This is a genomic window from Streptomyces sp. WM6386 (genome assembly GCF_000972385.1).
Lineage (GTDB): Bacteria > Actinomycetota > Actinomycetes > Streptomycetales > Streptomycetaceae > Streptomyces.
This window is the reverse complement of sequence record NZ_JXTE01000051.1, coordinates 41,962-67,876: the sequence shown is the minus strand read 5'-3', so window position 1 is coordinate 67,876 and position 25,915 is coordinate 41,962. Positions and strand designations below refer to the sequence as shown.

General features: G+C 68.8%; 26 protein-coding genes and 1 pseudogene. 15 read left to right on the top strand and 12 right to left on the bottom strand.

What is annotated here, in order from left to right; all coding sequences use genetic code 11:
- Positions 1-115: 115 nt before the first annotated feature.
- The 9 genes from TN53_RS45640 to TN53_RS27695 all read left to right on the top strand — a co-directional run bounded on the left by TN53_RS45640 (position 116) and on the right by TN53_RS27695 (position 6,141).
- Complete coding sequence (locus TN53_RS45640) at positions 116-460, top strand: hypothetical protein (RefSeq protein ID WP_159038212.1); 345 nt, start codon at positions 116-118, stop codon at positions 458-460.
- A gap of 223 nt (positions 461-683) precedes the next feature.
- Positions 684-1,355 (top strand): hypothetical protein, encoded by a 672-nt coding sequence (locus TN53_RS27725; RefSeq protein ID WP_046261407.1) that lies wholly within the window; start codon positions 684-686, stop codon positions 1,353-1,355.
- On the top strand, positions 1,352-2,431 hold the full coding sequence (locus TN53_RS27720; RefSeq protein ID WP_420719130.1) for a hypothetical protein: 1,080 nt from the start codon (positions 1,352-1,354) through the stop codon (positions 2,429-2,431). Before TN53_RS27725 ends, TN53_RS27720 begins: the two co-directional genes overlap by 4 nt.
- 58 nt (positions 2,432-2,489) lie before the next feature.
- Positions 2,490-2,807, top strand: a complete 318-nt coding sequence (locus TN53_RS27715) for a hypothetical protein (RefSeq protein ID WP_046261405.1) — start codon at positions 2,490-2,492, stop codon at positions 2,805-2,807.
- Complete coding sequence (locus TN53_RS47475; protein WP_159038211.1) at positions 2,804-3,130, top strand: hypothetical protein; 327 nt, start codon at positions 2,804-2,806, stop codon at positions 3,128-3,130. The genes TN53_RS27715 and TN53_RS47475 overlap by 4 nt, the downstream gene beginning before the upstream one ends.
- 233 nt (positions 3,131-3,363) lie before the next feature.
- Positions 3,364-4,161 (top strand): hypothetical protein, encoded by a 798-nt coding sequence (locus tag TN53_RS44240; RefSeq protein WP_052745325.1) that lies wholly within the window; start codon positions 3,364-3,366, stop codon positions 4,159-4,161.
- A 24-nt stretch (positions 4,162-4,185) separates the two neighbouring features.
- Positions 4,186-4,851, top strand: coding sequence for a hypothetical protein (locus TN53_RS27705; RefSeq protein ID WP_159038210.1), 666 nt, complete (start codon positions 4,186-4,188; stop codon positions 4,849-4,851).
- Between the two features lie 35 nt (positions 4,852-4,886).
- The gene (locus TN53_RS27700) at positions 4,887-5,543 is read left to right on the top strand and encodes a hypothetical protein (protein WP_046261403.1); all 657 of its coding nucleotides are present in this window, start codon (positions 4,887-4,889) and stop codon (positions 5,541-5,543) included.
- A gap of 19 nt (positions 5,544-5,562) precedes the next feature.
- Positions 5,563-6,141 (top strand): hypothetical protein, encoded by a 579-nt coding sequence (locus TN53_RS27695; RefSeq protein ID WP_046261402.1) that lies wholly within the window; start codon positions 5,563-5,565, stop codon positions 6,139-6,141.
- A 22-nt stretch (positions 6,142-6,163) separates the two neighbouring features.
- Here the strand turns inward: TN53_RS27695 and TN53_RS27690 are convergent, their stop codons facing one another.
- The 6 genes from TN53_RS27690 to TN53_RS27665 all read right to left on the bottom strand — a co-directional run bounded on the left by TN53_RS27690 (position 6,164) and on the right by TN53_RS27665 (position 10,171).
- Positions 6,164-6,721, bottom strand: coding sequence for a hypothetical protein (locus TN53_RS27690; protein WP_046261401.1), 558 nt, complete (start codon positions 6,719-6,721; stop codon positions 6,164-6,166).
- A gap of 6 nt (positions 6,722-6,727) precedes the next feature.
- Positions 6,728-7,339 carry a hypothetical protein gene (locus tag TN53_RS27685; protein ID WP_046261400.1) on the bottom strand — a complete coding sequence of 204 codons (612 nt, stop codon included), beginning with the start codon at positions 7,337-7,339 and terminating at the stop codon, positions 6,728-6,730.
- Entirely contained in the window at positions 7,336-7,986 is a 651-nt protein-coding gene (locus TN53_RS27680) for a hypothetical protein (RefSeq protein ID WP_046261399.1), read from the bottom strand. Before TN53_RS27680 ends, TN53_RS27685 begins: the two co-directional genes overlap by 4 nt.
- A 45-nt stretch (positions 7,987-8,031) precedes the next feature.
- On the bottom strand, positions 8,032-9,426 hold the full coding sequence (locus tag TN53_RS27675) for a hypothetical protein (protein WP_159038209.1): 1,395 nt from the start codon (positions 9,424-9,426) through the stop codon (positions 8,032-8,034).
- 3 nt (positions 9,427-9,429) lie between these two features.
- The gene (locus TN53_RS27670) at positions 9,430-9,744 is read right to left on the bottom strand and encodes a hypothetical protein (RefSeq protein ID WP_046261397.1); all 315 of its coding nucleotides are present in this window, start codon (positions 9,742-9,744) and stop codon (positions 9,430-9,432) included.
- Positions 9,745-9,871: 127 nt separating this feature from the next.
- Positions 9,872-10,171, bottom strand: coding sequence for a WXG100 family type VII secretion target (locus TN53_RS27665; protein ID WP_095046767.1), 300 nt, complete (start codon positions 10,169-10,171; stop codon positions 9,872-9,874).
- Positions 10,172-10,478: 307 nt separating this feature from the next.
- On the opposite strand from TN53_RS27665, the gene TN53_RS27660 reads away from it, so the two are divergent.
- Entirely contained in the window at positions 10,479-15,092 is a 4,614-nt protein-coding gene (locus TN53_RS27660; RefSeq protein ID WP_046261395.1) for an FtsK/SpoIIIE domain-containing protein, read from the top strand.
- A gap of 10 nt (positions 15,093-15,102) precedes the next feature.
- Here TN53_RS27660 and TN53_RS27655 read toward each other — a convergent pair whose 3' ends face one another.
- The 3 genes from TN53_RS27655 to TN53_RS27645 form a co-directional block, all read right to left on the bottom strand.
- Positions 15,103-17,448: a serine/threonine-protein kinase gene (locus TN53_RS27655; protein ID WP_046261394.1), complete on the bottom strand. Its 2,346-nt coding sequence runs from the start codon at positions 17,446-17,448 to the stop codon at positions 15,103-15,105.
- Positions 17,449-17,628: 180 nt separating this feature from the next.
- Positions 17,629-18,057 carry a hypothetical protein gene (locus tag TN53_RS27650; RefSeq protein ID WP_046261393.1) on the bottom strand — a complete coding sequence of 143 codons (429 nt, stop codon included), beginning with the start codon at positions 18,055-18,057 and terminating at the stop codon, positions 17,629-17,631.
- Between the two features lie 84 nt (positions 18,058-18,141).
- The gene (locus TN53_RS27645) at positions 18,142-18,990 is read right to left on the bottom strand and encodes a menaquinone biosynthetic enzyme MqnA/MqnD family protein (protein ID WP_046261392.1); all 849 of its coding nucleotides are present in this window, start codon (positions 18,988-18,990) and stop codon (positions 18,142-18,144) included.
- Positions 18,991-19,275: 285 nt separating this feature from the next.
- Here TN53_RS27645 and TN53_RS27640 point away from each other — a divergent pair, with 285 nt between their 5' ends.
- Positions 19,276-19,479 carry a cold-shock protein gene (locus TN53_RS27640; RefSeq protein WP_007490911.1) on the top strand — a complete coding sequence of 68 codons (204 nt, stop codon included), beginning with the start codon at positions 19,276-19,278 and terminating at the stop codon, positions 19,477-19,479.
- Positions 19,480-19,569: 90 nt separating this feature from the next.
- On the opposite strand, the gene TN53_RS27635 is transcribed toward TN53_RS27640, so the two are convergent.
- Complete coding sequence (locus TN53_RS27635) at positions 19,570-20,139, bottom strand: helix-turn-helix domain-containing protein (protein ID WP_046261391.1); 570 nt, start codon at positions 20,137-20,139, stop codon at positions 19,570-19,572.
- A gap of 68 nt (positions 20,140-20,207) precedes the next feature.
- Between TN53_RS27635 and TN53_RS27630 the strand changes: the two genes are divergently transcribed.
- From TN53_RS27630 to TN53_RS27620, 3 genes are all read left to right on the top strand, one after another.
- On the top strand, positions 20,208-20,897 hold the full coding sequence (locus TN53_RS27630) for an AzlC family ABC transporter permease (RefSeq protein WP_046261390.1): 690 nt from the start codon (positions 20,208-20,210) through the stop codon (positions 20,895-20,897).
- Positions 20,894-21,208, top strand: a complete 315-nt coding sequence (locus TN53_RS27625) for an AzlD domain-containing protein (RefSeq protein ID WP_046261389.1) — start codon at positions 20,894-20,896, stop codon at positions 21,206-21,208. Before TN53_RS27630 ends, TN53_RS27625 begins: the two co-directional genes overlap by 4 nt.
- Before the next feature lie 63 nt (positions 21,209-21,271).
- Entirely contained in the window at positions 21,272-21,916 is a 645-nt protein-coding gene (locus TN53_RS27620) for a class I SAM-dependent methyltransferase (protein WP_046261388.1), read from the top strand.
- A 98-nt stretch (positions 21,917-22,014) separates the two neighbouring features.
- Here the strand turns inward: TN53_RS27620 and kstD are convergent, their stop codons facing one another.
- On the bottom strand, positions 22,015-23,769 hold the full coding sequence (gene kstD, locus TN53_RS27615; RefSeq protein WP_046261387.1) for a 3-oxosteroid 1-dehydrogenase: 1,755 nt from the start codon (positions 23,767-23,769) through the stop codon (positions 22,015-22,017).
- Positions 23,770-23,956: 187 nt separating this feature from the next.
- Here kstD and TN53_RS27610 point away from each other — a divergent pair.
- Positions 23,957-24,511: pseudogene (locus TN53_RS27610) on the top strand (LysR family transcriptional regulator substrate-binding protein); the annotation flags it as partial.
- An 18-nt stretch (positions 24,512-24,529) separates the two neighbouring features.
- Here TN53_RS27610 and TN53_RS27605 read toward each other — a convergent pair.
- Positions 24,530-25,909: an FG-GAP and VCBS repeat-containing protein gene (locus TN53_RS27605; protein ID WP_052745324.1), complete on the bottom strand. Its 1,380-nt coding sequence runs from the start codon at positions 25,907-25,909 to the stop codon at positions 24,530-24,532.
- Positions 25,910-25,915: the final 6 nt, after the last annotated feature.

Genomic DNA, 25,915 nt, shown 5'->3' with positions numbered 1-25,915 from the left:
CCCCACCCGCCCCCCGCCTCCAACGCGCACGCCGCCGCGCCGCCTACCTCGCCACCCTCGGCATCGACGTAGGCCCGACCCACATCCACGGCGTCCACGTCGCGGCGGCCACCCGATGACCCGCCCCGCGCTGCGCATGTGCGCCCGCTGCGAGCGCACCACCGAAGAACCCGTCCTGGTCCACGAGGTCCACGCCGCCACCGGCCCCGGCTTCAACGTCTACGCCTGCCCGGACTGCGCCGTGCACTACCCGCCACAGACGGACGCACTCGACCTCATCGACAGCCGCACCCACCGCCGCTCCCGCCTCACCCTGCGCGTCTACAAGCTCGGCGCCGACGGGACCGTGACCGAAGACCGGGGCAAGCTAGAGATCCTGGCCGGCGGACGGGCCGAACCACCGCCACGCACCTCGGCGTATCCACCGTGCGCCTGCCCGAGATGCAGAACCCGGCGATAGCAAAGCGAAACACCTCGGCACGCAGACGGTCCCGGACGCCCCTCCCCAACGCGTCCGGGACCGTCGCCCGTTCGGGCAAGATCAGGACACAGGTCACATCCACGAGCGCCCCATACGACCGGAATTGCCCCCGTTCACAGGCAAGTTCGCCCTGGCGAAACCCGGAACCCCACCGATACCGTCAGACCTCTTGACTGAACTTATTTCTCACGGGGAGCTCACTGTGAAGCGCCGCTCTTTGCCCGTTGCTGCCGCTCTGGCGGCGACGGCGGCACTGCTGTTGACGGCCTGCGGTAGCGGGGACGACAAAGCCAGCGACAACGACAAGATCGCGGGCGCCGGCCAGGGTTCGAAGACGCCGAGCGCGTCGGCATCAGCCTCCGGGGCACCGGCGGAGGACAAGCCGGACGGGGTGGATGTGTCGCTGCCGAAGGACATCAACCTGGTCTTCGACTGGGGCAAGCCGAAGGACAAGAACGAGGCGGCGGCGATGGATGACGCCGCGAATTACATCCGGGCCATCTACCAGGGCGTCGACAAGGGCACGACCAAGAGCGCAGCCGTCGCCACCTACGCGACCGGCGGCGGTCTCACGTACGCGAACACCCAGATCGACGCCTATATCGAAGGTGGCTGGACGGTCACCGGCACACGGCGCCACTACGACGCCACCACTCGGTCCGCCGCGAACGGCAAGTCGGTGGAAGTGGCGTTCTGCTCCGACTCGACCAAGTTCTACGGCAGGGAGATCAAGACCAGGAAGGTCCTCACGACCGACCCCAGCATCACGGACTTCAGCTACTTCAAAATCATCATGGTCAAGCACCCCACGGGTACCGACCTGTGGCAGGCGTCGAACGTGTACGTCGAGGAGAAGGCGGCGAAGTGCCAGTGAAGGCTTCACGTGGACCACGCCTCGCCGCAGCAGCGCTGACGCTGGCTCTCAGCACCCTCGCCCTCACAGGAACCGCCTACGCGGGAACGGGTGTGGGCGACGGAAAGGGCGGCAACACGAAAGAGACGGGCGGCAGCGACGACACCGGCATCTACGCGGCCGCCCGCATCCAGTACTCCGGCTCCGTCGCCAAGGGCGGCGGCACCGGCAACGTAACGTCCTCCGACGTCAACTGGACACCCCCGCCCTGCTGGTACGCCCCCTACCTCGGCGCCAAGGACTTCAAGGAAAAGATGTCCAAGGACATCGAGAGCCAGATGAACACCCCCGGCATGGGCGGCCACGCAGGCGCGGCACTCGACGAACTGCAGCGCCACTACGAGGACGACTACGGCTGGACCGACACCCCCGGCTACAAGGACTACAACGTCGACAAGGACGGCAAGGGGATGTTCTGGGCCGGCGTCGAGAACCCCGACGAGCCGGACATCCTCAAGCGGAGCTCGTGCAACGACATCCCGTTCTGGGTCGACAACGGCGAGGCCCCGCCGCCCCAGTACGAGGAGGCGATCAAGCCGGAGATGCTCGCCGCCCTCGCGTACCAGCACATGGAGCTCCCCGACACCGAGGTCACCCTCGCACCCGAGGCCATCACCAAGGTGAACCTGCCGACATGGGCCTGGCTCGACAAGGCCGTCTTCGACGAGGTCCAGGCGACGGCGGCCCTCAACGTCCCAGGCTTCAACATCCAGGCCACGACCACCGCGAAGCCGGTGTCCCTCAAGCTGGAGCCGGGCACGGACGACGCCCAGACCTACCCGTCCTCCGGCGAGTGCACCATCAACACCGACGGCTCCATCGGCGAACCCTGGGCAAAGGGCAAGTCCGACGAGACTCCACCCTGCGGCCTCAAGTACCTCCGCTCCTCCGGCGACGGCACCTACAAGCTCCGCGCGACCATCACCTGGGAAATCGCCTGGACCGGCACGGGCGGCACCGGCGGCGACCTCCCCAACGGCACGTTCGGCAACGAACAGGCCGTCACCGTCCAGGAGATCCAGGCCGTGAACCGATAGGTCTGGATAGCGTCGCCACCTCACGCACCCGACTCTGAACGGAAGAGGACACCGGCACATGGCTGAGCAGCTCGCCGTAGACCATGGCGAAGTCGCACACTTCATGAAGCTCTTGAATAAATCAAGTGATTCCTTGAAGGGGCTACGCAAAGCACTGAGCGACGCCACCGTCATCGGCCTGGGCACGGATGATCTGGACTCAGCATGTGGGGACTTCCAGGAAGACTGGAAGTACGGCACCGAGGAGATTGGCTCGCAGACCGAGGATCTCGCAAAGATCATCGGCCAGAACAAGGCCAGCTACGAAGAAGTGGACAAGGCGCTGGAAGCGGCTCTGGAGAAGGCCAAGAAGGGCAATTCGGAGGGCAAGAAGTGACGGAAACGCCCGGCCTGGAGCAACCAAGCCTGGACCAGTCTCCCTATGCCAACTCGGAGGCCGCACGAAACGCCAAGCTGCCCCAAGGCCTCAAGTCCTCTCCGTCCATTCCGAATCCCAACTACCCTCACCTCGGCTTTAATCCGACTCCTGGCACAACCGATACCGTGCGCAACCTGCACAAGAAGCTGTCCACGTGTGCCAAGACTTTGGAAGACACTCATGAGCTCGTCACCAAGCTCATGGAAGGCAGCTACTGGAAGGGCGACGCCGCTGTCGCCTTCCGGAACAACTCGAGGACGGGCCGCTTCAGCTCAATCTGAAGAACGCCGCTCATTCCATCCGCAAAGCCGCGCGACAGCTGGGCCGCTGGGAGGGCGAACTCGACGACTTCCAGCGCCGAGCCCGGAAGCTGGAGGAAGAAGCCAAGGCCGCGCAGGATGCCGTTGACGCCGCCAAGGGGCACGCCGATACGGCGAAGAACAACCCCGACCTCGACGGCAAGGGCAATCGTCAGGACGAGGCCAAGAAGAACCTGACCAAGGCGAACACCGCAATGGAGGAAGCCCAGGCCGAGCTTGACAAGATCATCGGCCGGGCGAAGTCACTCGCCGAGGAGCACGAGGAGAAGGCTCAATATCGCGCGCGGAAGATCCGCGGCGCCACCGACAAGCTGGCTCCTCAGGAGCCTGGATGGCTCGACGAACTCGGCGAATGGTTCACCGAAAACCTCCCCGACATCCTGAGCTTCACCGCCGGTGTCATCGGCCTGGTGGCCCTGTTCGTGGCCACGGGTGGCACGGCCGCCGCCGTCCTGCTCCTCGCTGCGGCCGCGTTGAGCGCCTCCGCCCTCACCATGAGGCTGTCCGACTCCGAAGTCCTTGTCTCCCTCAAAGACGGCTTCCTCAACGGTGAGCTCGACTCCGACTTCTGGGGGAACCTCGTCAGCGTCGGTGGCGACATCCTGGGAGCCGTTCCGGGCGTCGCTGCCGTGGGCATCGGGGTACGGGGAACGATGAGTGCGCTCCGCGCCAGCGAAGAGGCAGTGACCCTCGGGCGAGTCATGACGACGCTGGGCACCAAGACAATGAGTGAGGCCAAGGCCATCGCCGGTCTCGGTAACACCACCTTGGACCTCGTGGTGCGCGGGGCAAGCAATTCCGCCAAGGCCGGTGAGGTCGTCGAGATCACCTCAGCTTCACTCGGCGTCGTGACTGCCGGGTACGGTCTGGTCTCCAGCGCGGTGGACGCACTGGACAACGACGGCGCGAAAGACTCCGGCACCGGCATCGACGGCGCGCGGAGCATCTTGGACGGCGGTGCCCTGATCGACCTCGCGCAGTACGTGTTCTGATTCAGAGGACCAGAGAGAACTCATATGAACCCCACAGACCATTCTGTCGCATGGGAGCACCCGCCGACCCGGCGTGCTTGGTCGAAGCAGTTGGCAGCGAACGCAGCCGCTCTCCTCGGCTGGATCGCTCTGTGGGTCTCCTTGCTGGCAGTCCTGGTGGTGTATCTGTCGCCCGGCTACACGATCCTTTTCGTGCCGTTCCTGATCTACAGCTTCTACCGGGCATTCATCCAGCTGTTCGTCTTTCCTGCCGTCTTCCGGATGAAGCATGTCCTGGAGGAGTACCCGTGGCTCCTTCTGAGAGACACGGCACATGGGCTGGCAGACCGGGCCGATGTCGTCGGCAGGCAATACGGGTGGTTCGAGTTTCCGAACCCGGCCCGCCCGGAAGAACGACTTCCCATGGTGTTCCCCCGGCACTGGGGTGTGGGCTGGTGGCACCGCCGTATGGCCCCTCGGGCAACGCCTGAGCTGAAGGCCGAGATCGGCGTGGTGTGGCTCGCGGGAGATCCCCGTTTCATCGGCGTGATCGCTGCGTCCACTCCCGATGGATCGGCGCCACGCCGCTTCCGCTTTCTCAGCCAGCAGACCGGGGCGGACGGGGGGCGTCATTCCGTCGCCGAGTGGGGAGCCACCGCCGAAGACATCGAGCGTGGTCGCCGCGCAGGAGTCCGCCCGGCCAACTCCTGATCCCCCGATTCCCTGATCTTCCGGAACCCACAGACATGACATCTCGCGTCATCATCGCCGATTCCGTCACTGACCCCAGTACTGACATCTGGTTCGCCGTACCCGGCGGCTTCACCGAGTTGCCCATCGACGTTCTCCTCGCCTCGCCTGCTTCCGCCGAGGCGGAACGGCTCCGGGAAGCACTCGCTCCACTGGTCGAAAGCATTTCGGACGGCGTTACCCGTCAGCAGTTCATCGCTCAGCTGGCATCGGGCCAGCAACTCCTGCGTGCGCTGAGCGAAGTGGGCACGGTTCATTGCTCCCTCGGAGTGCATCGCGACGACGTGCAGGGGGACAGCGGCGCCATTCTGCACTCGCTTTTCACCGTGTCCTGGCGAGACATCGCCTGGGCCCCGCGGTCGGCGAGCGCGGCACGGGCAGTTGCCACGGTGGAGGAGCACTCTCACATCGAGTACATGGACTTGCCCAGCGGCCCCGCGTCGATGAGTGAGACCGTACGCACGCCGACTCCCGAATCCGGCCTCCCGGCGACCCCGCTGCTCCAGATCTACGCATACCTCCCTCACCCTGACTGCAAGCGGATGGCAGTCCTGATGCTGAGTACCACGGCGGAGCGACGACAGCAGTACCGCGAGATCCTTCAGCAGGTTGCTGAACTCACCAGCTTCGAATCGCCGTTGCTCAAGACCTAAGCCACACGGAGACACAGACATGGCAGGGTCCGCCAAGCCGCGACGCCGTAAAGCATCCGCGCCCGCGCTGCGCTACGAACGGCGGTCCGGCAAACCGGGCTCCGCCGACAGGGCTGAGAAGAAGGGTGAATGGGCTTTCGGCTGTCTGCTGTTCCTCGGCTTTGCGGCGATCATCGTCCTGTTGGCCGTCCTTGACCGGCTCTGGGGCGACGGCACATGGCAGTGGGCGGCCGAGACCTGGCCTGGCGGCGCGTACGGCTTCGCGGCCTGCGTCGGCGTGGTCGGGCCGTGCGTGTTCGTCCTGTCGCTGTTCTGTCTGAGCCGGATGCGGTGGAGGTCCTGGCGGGAGCATCCGGGGAGCACCGTGCTCAGTACCGGGGCGGCCATCGTCAGCCTGGCTGCGCTCGTGCCCTACGTGGCCCTCGTCTTCAACGCCCAGGACACCGGGAAGTGGGGCAGGGGACGTGACACACCGCCCAGTTGGGTGTTCCGCAACTTCCCCTGGCTCTGGTCCGTCGGTCTGCTCGGCACCATCGCCGCGCTGGCAGCAATCGCCTGCGCCCTGGTTCTGCACAACCGCCGACAGCGAACGCCGTAGGTCGTCTCCTCGCGCGGCCCCGCTATCCCCGCCGAGCCGCCCGGCTCTTCCCCTTCCCCTTCTTACGCAGCTTTCGCAGCCGTTCCCGCTCACCAGCCTGGCGTCGCTCGGCGCGCACGCTGCGGACCCGATACACCACGTAGCCCACCAGCGCCGCAGTGCCCAGGCAGGTGACGAGCGCACCGCCCGTCCCCGGGATGTACTCGCAACCGTCACGGTACGAAGGGCAGTTCCTGCCGGGCAGGGAAGCGATGATGTACAGCACCGCGCCGAATGCCGCGCCGACGCACACCGTGAGACCGGCCATGCGTCCCGCACGCGCCGGCAGCGACTCACCTCGGGGTCGCTCCAAGAACCGCCAGGCACCGCGTGAGCCGAAGACCACGAGCAGGCCGCAAGCCATGCCGAACCCCCATGATCCGCCGGGCCAGTTGAGCACCGTCGGAGCCGAGGTCCGTACGAACCACTTCCAAGCGCCCATGGTCACGACGAACACGAATCCGAGGGCGATCAGGGTCAGCGCCACTCCGGCGAACATGAACCCGTCCCGGACGCGGAACTCCGCCTCCGGCTCACTCATCCCCGCTCACTTCCAGTGCAACGTCCCCGCGACCGTGTCGAACAACTCCACCATCTGATCGGCGAGCTGATCGATGGGCGTGGAGAAGTTCAGCAGCAGCCAGCGTGTGGTGGTCGGGATCGGCACGTAGTACGTGAGGGTGGTGGTCGGCAGGGTGTTGCCCAACTGCCGTGCGGGGTCGGCCACTTCGCGTCGGCGTTGGCGTACCGCCTTGCCGGCGACGGCCAGGTCCACCACGCCGATCTCACCGTTGTCGCCGCGGCTCCGGTCGGCAAGGTGCTCGGCCAGTGCCTCGGCGTCCGAGGTCTCCGGCCACTCGTCGGGGCCGGGAACGCTGATGAGCAGTGAGGACGCTAGGGGAACGGGGCCGACGGCCATCGTGGAGAGGTAGAGCTCCGTGCCGCCGACCTGGTAGGCGTCCTTCGCCTTGCGCTGGAGGTCCTGCATGAACTGCTTCTTCAGCAGCGGGGCGTTGTCCTGGCCGCGGAACGTCAGCTCGGCCAGGGCGATGATGCCCCGGTCGCGCTCCTCCGGGTCGAGTGAGAGCTGGAACCAGCCGTCCGGGACGACGACGTTGTAGTCCGTGGGTGCCGAGGAGAACTGGTCGGCCGTCCTCATGCCGTACCCCCCTCGGTGGGACGCGTCGGCAGCGGGGTGATCCGCATCGTGCGGACCGCCTCGTCGGCCAGCTCGGCGATCCGCTCGGTGACGGCGATCTTCTCCCAGGTCACCGTGACGACGATGAGACTCTGCATATCGGGCGGGAAGACGGCGTACTTGATGAACTCGGTCAGCTTCCGGCCGAAGCCGAGCATGCGATTGGCCTGGAGCATGGCCTGGATGCGCACGGCGGGTCCGGCGGCCAGTTCGAGGTGGGTGATCTCGGGGGCGCCTGTGACCTGTGCGTTTCCCCACTCCAGAAGCAGCGGGATGACCTCGTCCGCGCCGGGGCGCGGCACGCCCTCGTCGCCGTAGGAGTCGACCATGAGGTTGGCCAGGGCCTCCCCCGCCTCGGAGTAGTACGCCGCCGCGAGGGTGGGCACGTCGTCGTTGAGGTCGACGGCCCGCTCGACCATGTCGTCGAAGACCGCGCTCTTCTCGATCTCCAGGCCGAGCGGATTGAGCCGGTTCACGACCTCCGTGGCCAGCGCCTTGGCCTCGGCCTTGGTGCCTTCGCGCAGCGTCAGATCGATCCAGCCCGGCTGGAACTCAAAGGTGCACTCGAAAGTCTCGTCCAGCGGGGCCGGATCGTCCGGTGCGGTCATGCTCGGTCCTTTCGTGCGGGTGTGGACGCTCCGTCGAGCAGGGGCTCAGCCACCGAGACCGACCATCTTCTGAAGGTTCCCGTCCAGGCCCAGCCCGCCCAGGGTAATACCGGCCCCGACGATGGACAGACGGCTGGCAGACTTGGAGATCTGGTTGACGGCGTTGGCATCGAATTGACCACCCAGAGCCGCGGTCCCCATTTTGACCGACTTCAGATCGGACGCGACGCCGGGGTCGGCCATGGAGAACGACTTGGGCATTCCCTTGAGAGCGCTTCCCCCGCCGCGCAGGCCCAACTCGTTCTTGGCCGCGGCCCAGTTTCCGCCGCCGGGCTTCAGCGTCTTCAGGTTCTTCGCCCACGCGGCCTTCGAGAAAGGTTCCGTGAAAGGCTCCTTGAGCGACTTCATGATGTCGCCCTTCTGGAACTTCACGTCCTTGTAGGCGGCCCGCCGCAGATTCTTGTTGGCCCGGCTCACCTGCTTGGCGGTGCGCGCCCCTCCGGCCTTTACGACCCGCCCCAGGGTGTTCTTCGCGAACTTGCCCGCGATCTTGGAGAAGCCCTTTCCGACACCCATCATCAGGAATCCGAGGGCCGCCATTCCGACATCCATCCAGTCGGCGTTGCCCTGGGCGACCTGGACGAGCGTGGCGATGAAGTTGATGAGTGTCGCGATCATGGCGATGGCGCCCAGCACACCGGCCAGGGCCTGCCCGATCACCGGGATCCAGCCGACGATCAGCGAGAGGATTCCACATACGGTGGCGACCCAGGAGGTGATCTCCGCGATGCTGTCGGTCAGGGTCTCCCAGAACCCGTCCTTCAGGGAGTCATGGTTGATGACCGCGTCCAGGGACTCACGTGCGCGCTTGGCGGCGGCGTCACGGATCCTCTTGGCCTCGTTGATCTTCTCCCGTGCGGCCTCGATCTCGTCACCGGCCGCGTCCCGCTTCGCCTCCAGGTCCTTGCGGTCCTTGTCGGCGTCCTCTTTCTTGCGGTCCTTGCCGGACAGTCCGTCGATGCTCTTCTGCGACGCGCTCTTGCGGTCGTCGGCGTCCTTCGCGTCCTTGAGGGCGGCGTCGGCTATCTCCTGGGCGCGGTTGAGGTCGGAGGCGTAGTTCTTCGCGCCGGCGGTCAGCTTGTCCTGGTATCCGCCGCCCACTTCATCGACACGGCTACCGATCGCCGTGGCGGCGGTGTCGTACCTCTTGAAAACCGCCTCGAGCTTCTTGACGTTGCCCGAGGCCTTTTCGCGGAACTCCTTACCGGCCTTGCTGTCCCAGGCGTCGACCTCGGCGACGGCCTTCAGATTACGGATCTGGCGTTCGACCTCGTCCGCCGTCTTGCGCAGCGTCTTGCCCAGGGACGCCATGCGGTCGGCGTCCCCGGGTATGGGGTCACTGTCCGCGACGGGGTGCCAGTCGCGTGGGCGTCCAGCCATCGGTCAGTTCCCCTTCTTCGGATCCTGGGCATCACGAAGTGCCTGGGCCAACTGATGGTCGATGTCCTCGTACGCCTGCCCCGCGGCCTTGGCTATCTGGGCCAGCACGTCGATCTCCTCCGTCAGCCTCTTACGGCTGAGCTTCCAGTTGTCGGCGAAGTCCCCGAACTTGTCGGCGAGATCGCCGTTCCCGAAGTCGTCCTCGTACTTGCCGCCCAGATCCTCCAGGCCGTCGAACGCCTTCTTGATATTGCCGAGCCCTTTGCCCATTTCCTTGATCACTTCAAGGTCGAGCCGCTGATCGCTCTCGCCCGCCACGGCGCCCCCATCATGTCGATCCGCCGGCCCGAGCCGGCACCCCGTTGAAAACAGCCCGGCGACAGACAGCCCGGTGCGACAGGACGTTCAGGTCCCGTCGCACCGGGGTGTGTCGCCCGTGGCAGGCTCAGCCCTTGGCGCTCTTCGCCAGCTGGTCGTCCAGGTCCTCGTACGCCTTCTTCGCGTTGGTGAGGAACTTGGACAGACCCTCCAGACCCTTGACGGTCTTCGCCGCGCCCTTGGTGAAGTCCTTGATGGACTCGTCGTAGGCGCCGGAGGCCTTCGTGGTGGTGAAGCCGTTGGCGACGAGCTCCTCGACACCCTTTTCGATGGACTTCAACATGTCTTCCATGTCGCCCATCGCCTTGATGAGGTCGTTGGCCTTCTTCTCCATCTCGGAATAAGTAAGGTCTGTGTCCTTGGCCATGACGGCTCTCCCTCCCGTTGCGGTCGCCGCAGGGCCATCCCCGTGGCTTGACTGATGCGATCGGGCCGCACATCACCGGCCGTCCGCATGAGCAAAGATCCTACGGGTGGGGCTGTTGGGATGACAGGGACGTCCGGCAACGGAAGCGTGAACCAGTGCACATCCCGGGAGCGTCCCGGTCCTGTGAAGCCCGTGTGCATCCCGTTGCGCAGGGGAAAGGTGCGCCGGTTAAGGTCACTCCCACTGTGTTCACTCACCTTGTGTTCAGCGTTGCGGGGGCGGCCTCAGCCCAGCGAGGAGGACGAACGTGCGCCTGAGTCTGACCGTCGTCGACCCGATCGGCGGGGCCAGCGCCGACGTGGTGCTCGACGCCGATCCGGAGTCGTCGGTCGGTGACATCACTCGGGAGCTGGCGCGGCACGTCGGTCTCGACGGCGGCGCGCAGATCATCCCCATCGGCGGACACATCGGCGGCCATGGGAACCCCGGGGGCGCACCGCAGGCCTACGTCGACGGCTACCCCCTCGACCCCGCCGCGAACGTCGTCGGTTCGGCGCTGCGCGAGGGCGCCGTCGTCAGCCTGCACGATCCGGCCGGCTGTCTCCTCGGTGAGCCGACCGGCATCGTCGAGTTCCGGGTGGCCGGCGGCCCCGCCGCGGGCGCCGTGCACCGGCTCGGCGTGGGACGGTACGACATCGGCAGCGGTCCGGCCGCGCCCCTGCGTATCGAGGATCCCGAACTCGCCGCGCGGGCGGCCACCTTGTCCATCGCCATCGACGGCAAGTGCGATGTCACCCTGCACGGCGTCGACAAGAAGGACGACAAGAAAGACGACAAGAAGGACGCGTCCAGGAAGAAGGACGACGAGGACGGCGACCGCCCCCGTCTCGACGGTGAGGACTTCGACGGCGGCTCCTGGCCCCTCGGCTCCCAACTCGCCCTCGGCAACACCCTGCTGGAGATCGACGGCTACAGCCCGCCGAACGCGGCCCTGAAGTGGTCGGAGGACGGCGCCGGACTCGACTACAACCGGCCTCCGCGACTGCGCCCGGCCGAGCGCAAGACACAGTTCCGGCTGCCCTCTCCCCCCAGGGACTACGAGGCACGGCCGCTGCCCTGGCTGATGGCCCTGTTCCCGCTGGTCGGCGCCGTCGTCTCGGTCATGATCTTCGGTCGCTGGTACTACATGATCATGGCGCTGATGAGCCCCCTGATGCTCTTCGGCAACTACTTCATGGACAAGAAGCACGGGCGCAAGTCCCATGCGAAGCAGGTCAAGGAGTACAAGGAGCACAAGGAGCGGATCGAGAAGGACGCCGAGGACGCGCTGCGTCTGGAGCGGCTCGACCGGCGCAAGGCCATTCCCGACCCGGCCGCCGTCCTCGCCTTCGGCACCGGACCCCGTACCCGGCTGTGGGAGCGGCGGCGCACCGACGCCGACCACCTGCTCCTGCGCGTCGGCACCGGCCGGGTCCGCTCCGAGGTCGTCCTCGACGACCCCGAGCAGGACGAGCACAAGCGTCAGGTCACCTGGAAGATCCAGGACTCGCCAGTCGCCCTGCCGCTGCGGGACCTCGGGGTCGTCGGTATCGCCGGTCCCGGTGACTCCGCCCAGGCGCTTGGACGCTGGATCGTCGCCCAGACCGCCGTGCTGCACAGCCCGATGGACGTGCAGTTCTATGTGCTCACCGAGAACGAGGCGCACCCGCGCTGGGACTGGGTGCGCTGGCTGCCGCACGCCCGCCCGGCGAGCGGCCAGGACGTCAACGTCCTGATCGGGACCGACGCCGAGACGGTCGGCGCGCGCGTCGGCGAGCTGACCCAGCTGCTCGACGCCCGGCAGAAGGCCCTCAAGGAGAACAACAACAGCGGCGGTCCCGCCTTCTCCGACCCCGACATCGTCGTCGTATGGGACGGCTCCCGGCGGCTGCGGTCGATGCCCGGTGTCGTACGGCTGCTGCGCGAAGGCCCGGCCGTCGCCATCTACGCCCTGTGCCTGGACGAGGAGGAGCGGTTCCTGCCCGGCGAGTGCCAGGCCTACGTCGTCGCCGAACCCCGGCACACCGATGAGACCGCCGCCGCGACACCCGTGGCGCAGGCCTCCGCCGGCGGCTTCCCCTCCTTCCAGGCCTGGCACCACGGCGCCCAGCAGGACCCGCAGGGCACCGAGCAGGCCCTTGAGCTGCGGCTGCGGGTCGAGCAGACCGGATCCCGCCGCAGGACCGACGTCCGGCCCGACTTCGTCTCCGCCGGCTGGTGCGCACGGCTGTCCCGGTCACTGTCGCCGCTGCGGGACATCAGCGGCGAGACCGAGGACTCCGCGCTCCCGTCCTCCAGCCGGCTCCTCGACGTGCTCCAGCTGGAACCGCCGACGCGCGACGACATCGCCGCGCGCTGGCGCATGGGCGGGCAGTCCACCATGGCGGTCATCGGCGAGTCCTACGACGGTCCCTTCGGCATCGACCTGCGGCGCGACGGCCCGCACGGACTCATCGCCGGTACCACCGGTTCGGGTAAGTCGGAGCTGCTGCAGACGATCGTGGCCGCGCTCGCCGTCGCCAACACCCCCGAGAACATGACGTTCGTCCTCGTCGACTACAAGGGCGGATCCGCCTTCAAGGACTGCGTCAAGCTCCCGCACACCGTCGGCATGGTCACCGACCTCGACGCCCACCTCGTCGAACGCGCCCTGGAGTCGCTGGGCGCGGAGCTGAAGCGGCGCGAGCACATCCTCGCCGCCGCCGACGCCAAGGACATCGAGGACTACCAGGACCTGGTGCGCCGGGACCCGTCCCACCCGCATGTGCCCCGACTGCTCATCGTCATCGACGAGTTCGCGTCCATGGTCCGTGACCTGCCCGACTTCGTCACCGGCCTCGTCAACATCGCCCAGCGAGGCCGCTCCCTCGGCATCCACCTCCTGCTCGCCACCCAGCGGCCCAGCGGTGTCGTGTCGCCCGAGATCCGCGCCAACACCAACCTGCGGATCGCGCTGCGCGTGACCGACGCCGGTGAGTCGACCGACGTCATCGACGCGCCCGACGCCGGTCACATCGCCAAGAGCACCCCCGGCCGGGCGTACGTCCGGCTGGGCCACGCCTCCCTCGTCCCCTTCCAGTCCGGCCGCGTCGGTGGCCGCCGCCCCGGTGCCGCCGATCCCACCGCGCTCGCGCCGTGGGCCGGTCAGCTCGCCTGGCAGGACCTGGGCCGGGCCGGGCTCACCAAGCCCAAGTCCGAGGCCCGCGAGGACGACGAGATCACCGACCTCAAGGTGCTGGTGGACGCCGTACGGGAGGCCAACCAGGCGCTGGGCATCCCGGCCCAGCACTCCCCGTGGCTGCCCGCCCTGGACGAGATGCTGCTGCTGGACGAGATTCCCGCGGTGCAGGGCCGCGGGACGCTGCCGGCGGCGCCGTACGGCATCGAGGACCTGCCGTCCGATCAGGCCCGCCGCCCGGTCGTCGTCGACTTCTCGACCTTCGGGCACCTGCTCGTCGCCGGCGCCCCGCGCAGCGGCCGCTCGCAGGTGCTGCGCACGATCGCCGGTTCACTGGCCCGTACGCTGTCCAGCGCCGACGTCCACCTGTACGGCATCGACTGCGGCAACGGCGCCCTGAACGCGCTGACCAGCCTGCCCCACTGTGGTGCGGTCGTCAGCCGCAACCAGCAGGAGCGCGTCATCCGCCTCTTCAGCCGGCTGACCGGTGAACTCAACCGCCGCCAGGAGCTGTTGGCGGAGAAGGGCTACGCCGACATCGGCGAGCAGCGTTCCTTCGCCGCCGAGGACGAGCGGCTGCCGCACATCGTGGTGCTGCTGGACCGCTGGGAGGGCTGGCTGCCCACCCTCGGCGAGTACAATCACGGTGACCTCACCGACCAGGTGATGGCGCTGATGCGGGAGGGCGCGAGCGTCGGCCTGCATCTGGTGATCACCGGCGACCGCCAGCTGCTGACCGGGCGGATCTCCTCCCTCACCGAGGACAAGTACGGTCTGCGTCTGGCGGACCGCGGCGACTTCTCGATGCTGGACATCAACGCCCGCAAGATCCCCGAGGAGATCCCGCCCGGCCGCGGGTACGCCGGCGAGACGGCCACGGAGACCCAGTTCGCCCTGCTGGCCGAGGACACCACCGGTCAGGGCCAGGCCGCGGCGCTCGTCGCGATCGGCGAGACCGCTGCCGCGCGGGACGCCGAACTGCCGCGCTCCCGCCGCCCGTTCCGCGTGGACGTGCTGCCCAGCCGGATCTCCTTCGCCGACGCCTGGGCGATGCGCGACCCGGCGACCAGCGCCTCGCCGCTCTGGTCCCTGGCGGGTGTCGGCGGCGACGAGCTCACCGCTTTCGGCCCCGATCTCTCCCAGGGTGTCCCGGCGTTCGTGATCGGCGGCCCCGCGAAGTCCGGGCGCAGCACGGTGCTGCTGAACATCGCGCGGTCCTATCTCACCCAGGGCGTCCGGCTGATCCTCGCCGCGCCCCGCCCGTCCCCGTTGCGTGAACTGGAGGGCCAGGAAGGCGTCCTGAAGGTCTTCACGGGCCGGGACATCGACGAGGACGAGATGGAGGAGCTCATCGGCTCGGCCAGTCCCGAGCAGCCGATCGTCACCCTGGTCGACGACGCGGAGGTGCACGACGACTGCGACGCCGAGGACATCTTCAAGCGCATCGTGGAGCGCGGCGTCGAGGAGGGTCTCGCCGTCGTCATCGCCGGCGACGAGGAGGAGATCTGTGACGGCTTCTCCGGCTGGCAGGTCGACATGAAGAAGGCCCGCCGCGGCATCCTGCTGTCCCCGCAGGACAGTTCCGCGGGCGAGCTGATCGGCATCCGCACGAACCGGAGCATGGTCGGCGGCCAGATCACTCCCGGCAAGGGCATGCTGCACCTGGGCACCGGGGAGCACGTGACCGTCACGACGCCGATGTAGAGGTGGTTCCTCAGACAGCCGCCAGCGCGTAGAACTCCGGCCCGTTCGACACCAGCAGCCGGTTGCCGGCGAGGGCGACCTGCCACGGCTCGCCCCAGTTGTCGCTGTCGGTGTAGGTCCAGCGGAGCTTGCCGGTCCTGGCCTGGAGGGCGACGAGCCCGCCGTCCAGGGAACCGGCGGCCCCGTAAAGGGAGTTGCCGGCCTTCACGAACGTCTCCGGGCCCGAGATCTCCAGTTCGTCGCAGAGCCAGATCCGCTTGCGCGTCCTGACGTCGACCGCCCAGACGCCACCGTCGTAGTCGCTGACGTAGAGCACCCCGTCGATGACGGTCGGATTCTTGAAACCGCGGCGGCCGTTGGGCGACAGCGTCCAGCTCACCTCACCGGTGTCCGCGTCGACGGCCCTCAGCGTCGCGCCCGGCAGGAAGACCAGACCGTTCGCGATGGTGGGCCGCCAGCTCCAGTCGTCGCCGATCTTCTTGGTCCACAGTTGGGCACCGGTGGCGGTGGACCGCACGGTGAGGTTGTGGTTGGAGTCGGCGTAGACCAGGTACTTGCCCAGGACGGAGCCCTGGACGTCGTAGTCCTTGGTGCCCCAGTCCCGTTTCTGGAGCCACACCTTCGTACCGGTGGTGTGGTTGATGGCGGCGATGGCGGTGCGGTATTTGGTGGCGCTCCGGGAGTCGCTGTAGTCGGTCGCCGTGACGTAGACGTTCTTGTCGTCGATGGCGATGGTGTCCTCGACGGTGATCTTCTTGCCGAGCCGGCTGCGCCAGGCCTCGTCGCCGGTCTTCACGTCGCAGGCGACGAGTACGCCGTCGTAGTCGCCGTCGGCCAGGAACACCTTGCCGCCGTGGAAGAGGAGCGGGGCGCCGGGCCGGCAGATGCCGGATCCGGACCAGCGTGTCTTGCCGGTCTTCACGTCGTACGCCACGAGCGGGTCACCGCTGACCAGCAGCAGCCCGTCATGGGTGAGCAGCGGTACGGCCGACGATGTGCTGTCCTCGGCGACCTTCTTGCGCCACAGCGGCTGCGGCGCCACTCCGGCCGGCGGAGTCGTGAAGCTCTCCTCGACGGGCCGCGCCGACCCTCCCCCGCCCGCCGCGCCCGTCCCGCTGCCGGAGGTCTCCCCGGCCGAGCCCAGCCACCACGCGGCACCACCACCGACCGCGACGACGGCTGCCGCCCCGCCGAGCCCGAGGGTGAGGGCGCGACGGCGGGACGGGGAGGAGGCGGCGGCCGGGGCGGCACCCAGCGGTACGGTGCCCGGCTGCGGGGCGGGCGGATATCCGTAACCGGGCGCGGGTGTGCCTCCGGAGGGAGTGCCGTAACCCGGCGCGGGTGTGCCTCCGGGGGGAGTGCCGTAGCCCGGCGCGGCCGGATATCCGTAGCCCGGCGTGGGCGTACCCGTCCCCGCGTGACCCGCCGTCGTCGGCGCCGGGCCGAACCCGGCCGCAGCCGGCGCCTCGAGGTCCAGGATCCCCGCCGCGTGCGTGGCGATCGTCGAGGCCACCGCGGACGGGAGCCAGTCGCTCAGTACGCCCTCGACGCCCTGCGGAGCCAGTGCCGCGACGATCTCGGCGGGGGCCGGCCGCTGTGCCGGATCCTTCTGCAGACAGGCGCGGATCAGGCCGAGCAGGGACGGCGGTACGTCCCTGAGGTCCGGCTCGCCATGGACGACCTGGTAGAGCAGTGCCGCGTGCGAGACGGCACCGTCGCCGAAAGTCCCGCGGCCGGTCGCCGCGAAGGCCAGTACCGCGCCCAGCGAGAAGATGTCGCCCGCGGGCCCCACGTCCTTGCCCAGCGCCTGCTCCGGCGGCATGTATCCGGGAGAGCCGACCACGACTCCCGTCTGCGTCATACGGCTTCCGTCCACCGCACGCGCGATGCCGAAGTCGATGACGCGCGGGCCGTCGGCCGCGAGCAGGACGTTCGAGGGCTTGAGGTCGCGGTGGATCAGACCCGCCGCGTGGATCTCCTGAAGGGCCGCGGCGAGCCCCGCGGCCAGCGCGCGCACGGTCCGCTCGGGCAGCGCGCCGTGCGCGGCGACCACGTCCGTGAGGTCCGGGCCGAGCACGTACGACGTCGCCAGCCACGGCAGTGGCGCCTCGGGGTCGGCGTCCACGACGGGAGCGGTGTAGCGGCCGGAGACGGCCTTCGCTATCTCGACCTCATGGCGGAACCGGCTCCGGAAGTCGGCGTCCGCCGCCAGATCCGGGCGGACGACCTTCACGGCGACGGTACGGCCACCGGGCGAACGGGCGAGGTAGACCCGTCCCATGCCACCGGCCCCGAGCCGCCGCAGCATGCGGTAACTCCCCAGCTCCCGCGGGTCGTCCGGCTGCAGTGTCTCCATGGTGGGCCTTCCCCGTCGTGACGCGCGTGCGAGTGGCGTGACCGTGTTCGCCATCGCAGACACAGTAGTAACGGTCGGCACGGGTGAGGCTGACGGGGCAGGAGTGGGGGACGCCCGGGGGCAGTGCAGAGGAACGGGCCCCGGCATCACGCCGGGGCCCGTCCGCACGCAACCGGCGCCCTAGTAGTACGAGTTGTACGCCTTGCCGCTGTAACACGTCGACTGCGGGCTCGTCCCGTGCACGTCCTCCACCTGCACACGCGCACTGACGATGCCGTCGTCATGCGTGGCGGTGGTCGTCCAGGTCTTGTTGGAGCCGTTGCCGTCGCGGAGTTCGCGCCACTTGTAGGTGTAGCGGTTGCCCTCGCCGGTGGTGATGTCGAGCCGGATGCGGACCCAGTTGCTGTCCGCCTCGGTGTCGGCCAGGATCAGGGCGACATCCATGCTCTTCTTGCTGTTCCAGTCCCACTGCATGCCACCGCTGGCTCCGCCGTCCGATGTGGAGCAGCTCTTCACCAGTGCGGCGGCCGAAGCCGAGGGCGCCCCCGCGACGCCCAGTGCGGCGGCGGTGGCGGTGGCGGCCAGGAGCGCGACGATGTGACGACGCACGTGTTCCTCCCCGTGGTAGATCGGTCAGCGGGGACTGTATCCCAACTGACGTTCGACATACGGTTTTTGGCCACCACCGGCGATCTACGGCTGGAGCAGTTCCACCTTCACGTCCGCGGGGAAACCCGTCGTCGGCCCCACCCGCCGTGCGAACTCCGCGACCGCCTCCAACTGCGGCCCCCCGAAACGGAAGTCGAGGGTGGTGAAGTACCGCTCCAGGACCTGCTCGTCGAACTCCTCCCAGCGCGCCGCCTGTTCGGCGACCTTGCCGACCTCGTCCAGCGACAGGTTCCGGGAGGCGAGGAAGGCCTCGTGGACCTTGCGGGTGATCGCCGGTTCGCGTTCCAGGTAGTCCCTGCGCGCCGCCCAGACCGCGAAGACGAACGGCAGGCCCGTCCACTCCTTCCAGAGCGCGCCGAGGTCATGCACCTCAAGGCCGTACTTCGGCCCGTCGAGCAGGTTCGCCCGCAGTGCCGCGTCGCCGATCAGGACCGCCGCCTCGGCCTCCTGCATCATCAGGCTGAGGTCGGGCGGGCAGGTGTAGTAGTCGGGGCGTACGCCGTAGCGGTCGGCCAGTAGGAGCTGGGCGAGGCGGACCGACGTACGGGAGGTCGACCCGAGGGCCACCCTCGCGCCGTCCAGCTCGTCCAGCGGGACCTTCGAGACGATCACACAGGACATCACCGGGCCGTCGCAGCCGACGGCGATGTCGGGGAACGCGACGAGGTCGTCGGCGTTGCGCAGGAACTCGACCAGGGTGATGGGACCGATGTCGAGATCTCCCCGCACCAGCTTCTCGCTGAGCTTCTCCGGGGTGTCCTTCGTCAGCTCGAAATCGAGGAGCGTGCCCGTTCTCGCGAGCCCCCAGTACAGGGGCAGGCAGTTCAGGAACTGGATGTGGCCGACGCGCGGCCGGGTGCGTGAATTGTCCACATCGTGAGGCTAGACCCTGTTGACTGACGTACGATGGGCACCCCCACCGTCAACCCGACACGAGCGAGATCAAACATACGGGTGACGTGATCTTGGCCTCTATTGCTTTCGGCTGCCTGCATGCTAGGCTCGCCGCAAGTTGCAGTTTGGTTTCCCTTGCAGTACAGAGCCTGCGGAGCATGTGACCGCGGGCTCTAGTCGTTTTCAGACGTATGCAGTCGTGCAGCACCGTTTCGCACTTGCAGGTTCTGGAGCAGGGCAACCCTTTGGGCCCAAGGAGGGCTTATGGCTACCGGAACCGTGAAGTGGTTCAACGCCGAAAAGGGCTTTGGCTTCATCGCCCAGGAGGGTGGCGGCCCGGACGTGTTCGTCCACTACTCCGCCATCAACGCGAACGGCTTCCGTTCGCTGGAGGAGAACCAGCAGGTCTCCTTCGACGTGACCCAGGGCCCGAAGGGCCCGCAGGCGGAGAACGTCACCCCCGTCTGAGACTCCTGAGTCTCTGATCCGGACCTGAGTGCAGTACCCAAGGAGCCCCGTGCCGCAAGGCAGCGGGGCTCCTGCCTTTTCCCGTCCGCGCTACATGTGCTGCATGACCAGCACGAACGTCGTCCCGGGCAGCAGCGCCTCGTAGGAGTGCGCCACGTCCCCGCGGTAGGCCATGTAGTCCCCGGGCTCCAGCTCGACCTCCTCACCCTTCGGCCCCGCCTTGACCCGCCCGGTGCTCACGATCAGGTGTTCGACCGAGCCGGGGATGTGCGGCTCCGAGTCACGGACCGCGCCGGGCTCCGCGGTGATCCGGTAGATGTCCCGCCGCGCCCCGGGCGGACTGGAGGACAGCAGCGCGCCGACGTAGTTCGCCTGCTCGGACGCCACCGACGGTCCCTGCCCCGCCCTGATGACCTGCACCGACGGTGCCGGCGGCTCCACCAGGGCGCTGAACGGCACCCCCAGCGCCACCGCCAGCGCCCACAGCGTCTCCACGCTCGGGTTCCCGCTGCCCCCCTCCAGCTGCGACAACGTCGATTTCGCGATCCCGGCCCGCTTGGCGAGCTCGGACAGCGAAAGCCCGACGCGGGTGCGCTCCCGCCGCAGCGAGGCGGCGATCCACTCCAGGGGCAGTCGGGCGGGCGGCTGGCTGTCGGACATACTGTTCGCTCCATCGGTACGAACGTTCGCCTTGACGAACGCGGCCTCTACTGTCCACTGTAGAGAACATGCGTACGGCAGAGCGAACACCGCGCCTCCCCTTCGCCCCGGATCTGATCCGGGACGCCTCCCTCGTCTGGCTCGCCAGCGGCATCGTCGGCGTCTCCTTCGGCGCGATCGCCGTCGCCGGCGGGCTGCCGGTGTGGGTGCCGGTGGTGATGTCCCTCGTCGTCTACGCGGGCTCCGCCCAGTTCAGCGCGGTCGGCGTGCTGCTCGCCGGCGGCGGTCCGCTCGCCGCGGCGGCCACCGGCCTGCTCCTGAACACCCGCACGGCGGCCTTCAGCCTCGCCGTGGCGGACACCCTCGGCAAGGGCCGTCTGGCACGTCTCGTCGGGGCGCACCTCGTCACCGACGAGACGGTCGCCTTCGCCCTCGCCCAGAGCGATCCGGTACGACGTCGTACGGCGTTCTGGGTCTCGGGGCTCGGCCTGTTCGCCGTGTGGAACATCGGTGTCCTGGCCGGAGCCCTCGCCGGTGACGCCCTCGGCGACACGGCCCGCTACGGCCTGGACGCGGCCTTCCCCGCCGTCCTCGTCGCCCTGGTGCTGCCCGCGCTGCGGGGGGATGCGGCCGTACGACGATCCGCGGTGCTCGGCGCCTGCGTGGCGCTCGCCCTGGCTCCCGTCGCCCCGGCCGGCGTCCCCGTGCTGCTGGCCCTGGCAGGACTCCTCGCCTTCGGCCGGGGGCGGTCGGCATGAGCGCGACGGTCGCGATGATCCTGGCGCTGGCGGTCGGGACGTACGCCTTCCGGCTGGTCGGCCCGGCCCTGCACGGACGCGTCGAACTGCCCGCACGTGTGCAGGAGCTGCTCTCCGCCGGTGCCATCGTGCTGCTGACCGCCCTGCTCGCGACGGGGGCGCTGACCGAGGGCGGCGGCTTCGCCGGGTGGGCGCGGCCCATCGGGGTGCTGGTCGGGGGTGTGATGGCCTGGCGACGGGCGCCGTTCGTGGTGGTGGTGCTGGGGGCGGCGGGAACCGCGGCGCTGTTGCGGGCGTTCGGAATGGCGTAGCGGACCTCAGGGAGCCGATCGGCCGAGAGCCGTTGTCAGTGGGGGTGGCTAGGGTCCCGGAGCATGACCGACTCCGATTTCCTGACCAGCACCCGGGCGTTCTACGACACCATCGCGGAGGACTACGCCGAGCGGTTCCGTGACGAGTTGACGGCGACACCGATCGAGCGGGGGTTGATCGACGCCTTCGCCGAACTCGTGGGCAAGGGCGCCGCAGTGGCCGACCTCGGGTGCGGGCCGGGGCGGGTGACCGCGTATCTGGACTCCCTCGGGCTGTCGGTCTTCGGGCTCGACCTGTCGGCGTCGATGCTGGCGATCGCCCGGCGGGAGAACCCGGGGCTGCGGTTCGAGCAGGGGTCGATGCTGGAGCTGGACGTGGCCGACGGGTCGCTCGCGGGGGTCGTGTCCTGGTACTCGTCCATCCACACCCCTGTGGAGAGACTCCCCTCCCTCTTCGCCGAGTTCAGGCGGGTCCTGGCCCCGGGCGGCCATCTGCTCGTCGCGTTCCAGGTCGGCGACGAACCGAAACGGCACGACCGGCCCTTCGGTCATGACGTGATCCTCGACTTCCAGCGGCGGCGGCCGGAGGCGATCGTGGAACTGCTGGAGGCGGCCGGGTTCGCGATGGTCTCGCGGACGGTGCGCGAACCCTGCCACGAGTGGGAGTCCACGAAGCAGGCGTTCCTGATCGCCCGCAGGCCTGCCTAAGCGCTCCGCTGGAAGTAACGCGGCGGCAGCCGCAAATCGACACAGCCCCGCGCCCCTTCAGGACGCTGCCGAACCGCAGTCGACTCCACCCGGCCCGCTCAGAGATGCCTGGCCGCGATGTAGCCGAAGGTCATCGCCGGGCCGATCGTCGAACCGGCGCCGGCGTAACTGCGGCCCATGACCGCCGCGCTGGCGTTCCCGGCGGCGTACAGGCCGGAGATGACCGAGCCGTCCTCCCTCAGCACCCGCGCCCGGGCGTCCGTGCGCAGACCGCCCTTGGTGCCGAGGTCGCCGGGGACGATACGGAAGGCGTAGTAGGGAGGCAGCCAGAGGGGGGCGAGGCAGGAGTTGGGGAGGACGGAGGGGTCCGTGTAGTAGTGGTCGTAGGCGCTGTCGCCGCGATGGAAGTCGGTGTCCGTGCCTTGCCGGGCAAGGGAGTTGAAGCGGTCGACGCTCGTGCGCAGCGCCGCCTGCGGGACACCGATGGCGGTGGCGAGGGCATCGAGGCTCCAGGCCTTCTTGGCGGCGCCCGAGCCGTACCAGTCGTCGGGGAGCACGAAGGTCGGCGCGACGTCCTTGAAGAGGTACCGGTTGCGGTAGTTCTGGTCGGTGATCAGCCAGGCCGGGATGTCGGGGTCGGTGGGGTTGCGCTCGTACATCGTGTGGACGACGTCGCTGTAGGGACCGGCCTCGTTGACGAAGCGACGGCCGGCGGCGTTGACGAGGAGAGTGCCCGGGAGGGTGCGTTCGGCGAGACAGAAGTACGGCTGGCCCGGGAGCGGAATCGCGGGCCCCCACCAGGCGTCGTCCATGAGCGCGACGCCCGCGCCGACGCGCTGCCCCGCCCGTATCCCGTCCCCCGTGTTCTCCTTCGCGCCGACGGTCCAGTCGATGCCGATGGGCTGCTGCTGGTACTGGGTGCGCATGGCGAGGTTGTGCTCGAACCCGCCGGAGCCGACGATGACGCCTCGGCGCGCCCGGTAGAGACCGCCGGGGACCACCGCCCCGGCCACGGTGCCGTTGTCGACGAAGAGGTCGGTGAGCGGGGTGTTCAGCCTGACCGGCACGCCCGCGTCCAGCAGTCCCTTGCGCAGTCCTGCGGCGAGCGACTGCCCCATGGTGAGGGGCGTCTGTCCAAGGGTGAGCGCCTTGGTGCCGCGGGCCAGACACTCCGTGGCGACGGCGAGGCCCTTGGCGCTCACGGCGGACAGGGCGAGCCATTTGTAGTCGGCGCTGAAGACCACCATGCCGTCCGGGACGGCCATGTACGGCGGGTTGAGGTGGGCGAGTTCGGCGCCCAGGATGTTGCCGTCGAGGTAGTCGGGCTCGATGGAACGCCCGTTGGGCAGTCCGCCCGGCAGCTCCGGGTAGTAGTCGCTGTACCCCTCCATCCAGCGGAACCGCAGCGGGCTGTTGGCCATGACGAAGGAGATCATGGCGGGACCGTTGGCGAGGAAGGCCTGCTGCCGGGCGGCGGGGATCTCGGGCCCGACGACCGCGGCGAGGTAGGTGGCGGCCTTCGCGGGGCTGTCCGGCACGCCGGCGGCGAGGATCACGGAGTTGTTGGGGATCCAGATCCCGGCACCGGAACGGGCCGCGGACCCGCCGAAGGTGGGCGCCTTCTCCAGAACGACACAGCTCAGCCCCCGCTTGGCGGCGGTGAGGGCGGCGGTCATACCGGCGGCACCGGAACCGATGACGACGACGTCGTACGTCCCGAGGAGGGGCAGGTCGGCGGCGCGGGCGCTCTGCTGCACACCGGTCGCCACGGCCAGCCCGGCGGCCGCGGTGCTGCCGAGGAGCTGCCTGCGGGTGGGTCTCGGTCCTGCGGGGTCCGCGCTGGTGGTCGTCATGGTCACTCCCGCCCGATATCGGGTTTTCTGAGGGTGTGTCAGAAATGGGAATGTGACGCGGGGACCATGTGAAGTCAAGGGCCGTGCAGGGTGCTACAGGAGCGTGGGCGACCGCCGGCCGGCTGTGGCTGGTCGCGCAGTTCCCCGCGCCCCTTGAGGCCGTCGCCCTGGACCGGGGGCCTGGACATGGCGCCGCCGCTATCCGCGCGTGAACCTCGAGTTCCGCACGGTGAGTTCGGGGCGCGGCAGCTTCGACGCGCTGGCGGAGGGCACGCTGGATCTGGCGTGGATCACGCTCGGACCGCCGGTGCGGGGCATTGAGCAGCGTGTGGTGGCGGAGCTGCCGTGGGTGCTGGCGGTACGGGCGGACGACCCCCTGGCGGAACGAGACCGGTTGGACCCCACCGAGCTGGCGGACGTACGACTGATACGGCTGCCCCCGAACTCGGCGTCGGCCGCTCAACTGGACGCCTCCTGCGCAGAGTTGGGCGTACGGCTGGGCTACGACACGAACGTGGCCGACTGGGACACCGCACTGCTGCTGGCCGAGTTGGGGGTGGGCCGGGCGGTCGTCCCGGAGCTGTCCGGTCTGGCGGCGACGGGGGGACTGCGCCTGATCCCGTTGCCCGAGCTGCGTCCGTTGCCGGTGGGGTGGGCCGTACGGCGGTGGGACGCGCTGAGTCCGCCGGCCCGGGCGTTCGCGGACACCGTGGAGAGGTTCCGGCGGACGCCCGGGCGGTGACGGTGAGGATGGCGGGTGTTACTGCGGGAACGCGGCCACCACGCGCAGTTCCTTGGCATCGGTGCTGGTGATACCGGCTGCCGTGCCGGGCAGCAGGATGCTCGGGTCGTAGTAGTTGCTCGACACCAGGAGGTCCTTGTCGCCGTCGCGGTCGATGTCGCGCAGGCGGACGAGGGAGCCGAAGCGGTCGTACTCACTCGCGTCGCCGGGGACGCCCGCCGTCGCGCGGGTGAACCACTGGGAGTTGGTGCCGGTGACGCCGGACTTGGTGCCACGCAGCACGTGCACGCCGCCCGCGTCCTCCATCGATCCGACCTTCTCGGAGGGCACGCCGACCGCCAGGTCCGGGTAACCGTCGCCGTTGGTGTCACCGGCGGAGAGGGCGGAACCGAAGTAGTCGCGTGTCGTGGCGCCCGTGGCCACCCCCGAACTGGCCTGTGTGATCCGGTACTTCGTGGTCGGCCCGGTGCTGCCACCGCGCCAGACGACCACCGAACCCGCCTTGTTGTTGTAGCGCGTGTCGCTGACGGCGAGGTCTCCGTAGCCGTCCTTGTCGAAGTCGGCGACGACACCGGTCGGGCTGTAGTCGGGGGTCGAGCTGTTGACCACTGTGACCTTGCCGGGCTTGATGGTGGAGCCGCCCCGCAGGAACCACACGTCCTGGGTCATCTTGTCGTTGTGGTATCCCTGGCCGAGGACGAAGAGGTCCGTTGCCTTGTCCTTGGTGACCTTGCCGGCGACCATGCCGGTGGACTCGAAAGTGGCGTCCAGGGTGTGCTTGGTGACCGTCCCCGTCGTACCGGACTTGGCGAAGCCACCGCGGTAGACGTAGACGGTGTCGATGCCGTCGGCGACCGCCAGGTCGGCCTTGCCGTCGCCGTTGAAGTCCCCGGTCTCGATCGCCTTGCCGAAGCCGTAGCGGGCGTGGGCGGTGACCTTGAGACGGACCGCGCCGGTGCCGGAGAGGCCGGTCCTGGCACCCCACAGGATGGTGACCGCGCCCGCGCCCACCTTGGTACCGACCTTCTCGGTGAAGTCGGCGACGGCGAGGTCGGCGTATCCGTCACGGTTGAGGTCCGCGGTGGCCATGTCCTCCCCGAAGGCATCGCCGTAACCGCCCGCTTCCCCGCGGGTGCCCGGGATACCCGCGGTGGCCTGCGTGAAGGTCTTGGTGGTGGTGCCGGGGCCGGTCGCCGTCCCGTACGTCACGACGACCGAGCCGTCGCCGAGTCCCCCCACGGCGAAGTCGCGGTAGCCGTCCCCGTTGAAGTCGTCGGCGTACTTCGCCGGGGTGGCGGCGGTGGCGGTGCCCGCGGAGAGGGCCAGCAGTCCTCCGGCCGCCAGGGACACGGCCGTGGCCGTGGCGAGGGCCGGGCGGAGGGTGGTGCGCGTGAACATGCGTCT

Coding starts and splice junctions, on each gene's coding strand:
- TN53_RS45640 (WP_159038212.1), top strand. CDS start 116: ATGACCCGCCCCGCGCTGCGCATGTGCGCCCGCTGCGAGCGCACCACC.
- TN53_RS27715 (WP_046261405.1), top strand. CDS start 2,490: ATGGCTGAGCAGCTCGCCGTAGACCATGGCGAAGTCGCACACTTCATG.
- TN53_RS44240 (WP_052745325.1), top strand. CDS start 3,364: ATGGAGGAAGCCCAGGCCGAGCTTGACAAGATCATCGGCCGGGCGAAG.
- TN53_RS27705 (WP_159038210.1), top strand. CDS start 4,186: ATGAACCCCACAGACCATTCTGTCGCATGGGAGCACCCGCCGACCCGG.
- TN53_RS27700 (WP_046261403.1), top strand. CDS start 4,887: ATGACATCTCGCGTCATCATCGCCGATTCCGTCACTGACCCCAGTACT.
- TN53_RS27695 (WP_046261402.1), top strand. CDS start 5,563: ATGGCAGGGTCCGCCAAGCCGCGACGCCGTAAAGCATCCGCGCCCGCG.
- TN53_RS27690 (WP_046261401.1), bottom strand. CDS start 6,721: ATGAGTGAGCCGGAGGCGGAGTTCCGCGTCCGGGACGGGTTCATGTTC.
- TN53_RS27685 (WP_046261400.1), bottom strand. CDS start 7,339: ATGAGGACGGCCGACCAGTTCTCCTCGGCACCCACGGACTACAACGTC.
- TN53_RS27680 (WP_046261399.1), bottom strand. CDS start 7,986: ATGACCGCACCGGACGATCCGGCCCCGCTGGACGAGACTTTCGAGTGC.
- TN53_RS27675 (WP_159038209.1), bottom strand. CDS start 9,426: ATGGCTGGACGCCCACGCGACTGGCACCCCGTCGCGGACAGTGACCCC.
- TN53_RS27665 (WP_095046767.1), bottom strand. CDS start 10,171: ATGGCCAAGGACACAGACCTTACTTATTCCGAGATGGAGAAGAAGGCC.
- TN53_RS27655 (WP_046261394.1), bottom strand. CDS start 17,448: ATGGAGACACTGCAGCCGGACGACCCGCGGGAGCTGGGGAGTTACCGC.
- TN53_RS27640 (WP_007490911.1), top strand. CDS start 19,276: ATGGCTACCGGAACCGTGAAGTGGTTCAACGCCGAAAAGGGCTTTGGC.
- TN53_RS27635 (WP_046261391.1), bottom strand. CDS start 20,139: ATGTCCGACAGCCAGCCGCCCGCCCGACTGCCCCTGGAGTGGATCGCC.
- TN53_RS27630 (WP_046261390.1), top strand. CDS start 20,208: ATGCGTACGGCAGAGCGAACACCGCGCCTCCCCTTCGCCCCGGATCTG.
- TN53_RS27625 (WP_046261389.1), top strand. CDS start 20,894: ATGAGCGCGACGGTCGCGATGATCCTGGCGCTGGCGGTCGGGACGTAC.
- TN53_RS27620 (WP_046261388.1), top strand. CDS start 21,272: ATGACCGACTCCGATTTCCTGACCAGCACCCGGGCGTTCTACGACACC.
- kstD (WP_046261387.1), bottom strand. CDS start 23,769: ATGACGACCACCAGCGCGGACCCCGCAGGACCGAGACCCACCCGCAGG.
- TN53_RS27605 (WP_052745324.1), bottom strand. CDS start 25,909: ATGTTCACGCGCACCACCCTCCGCCCGGCCCTCGCCACGGCCACGGCC.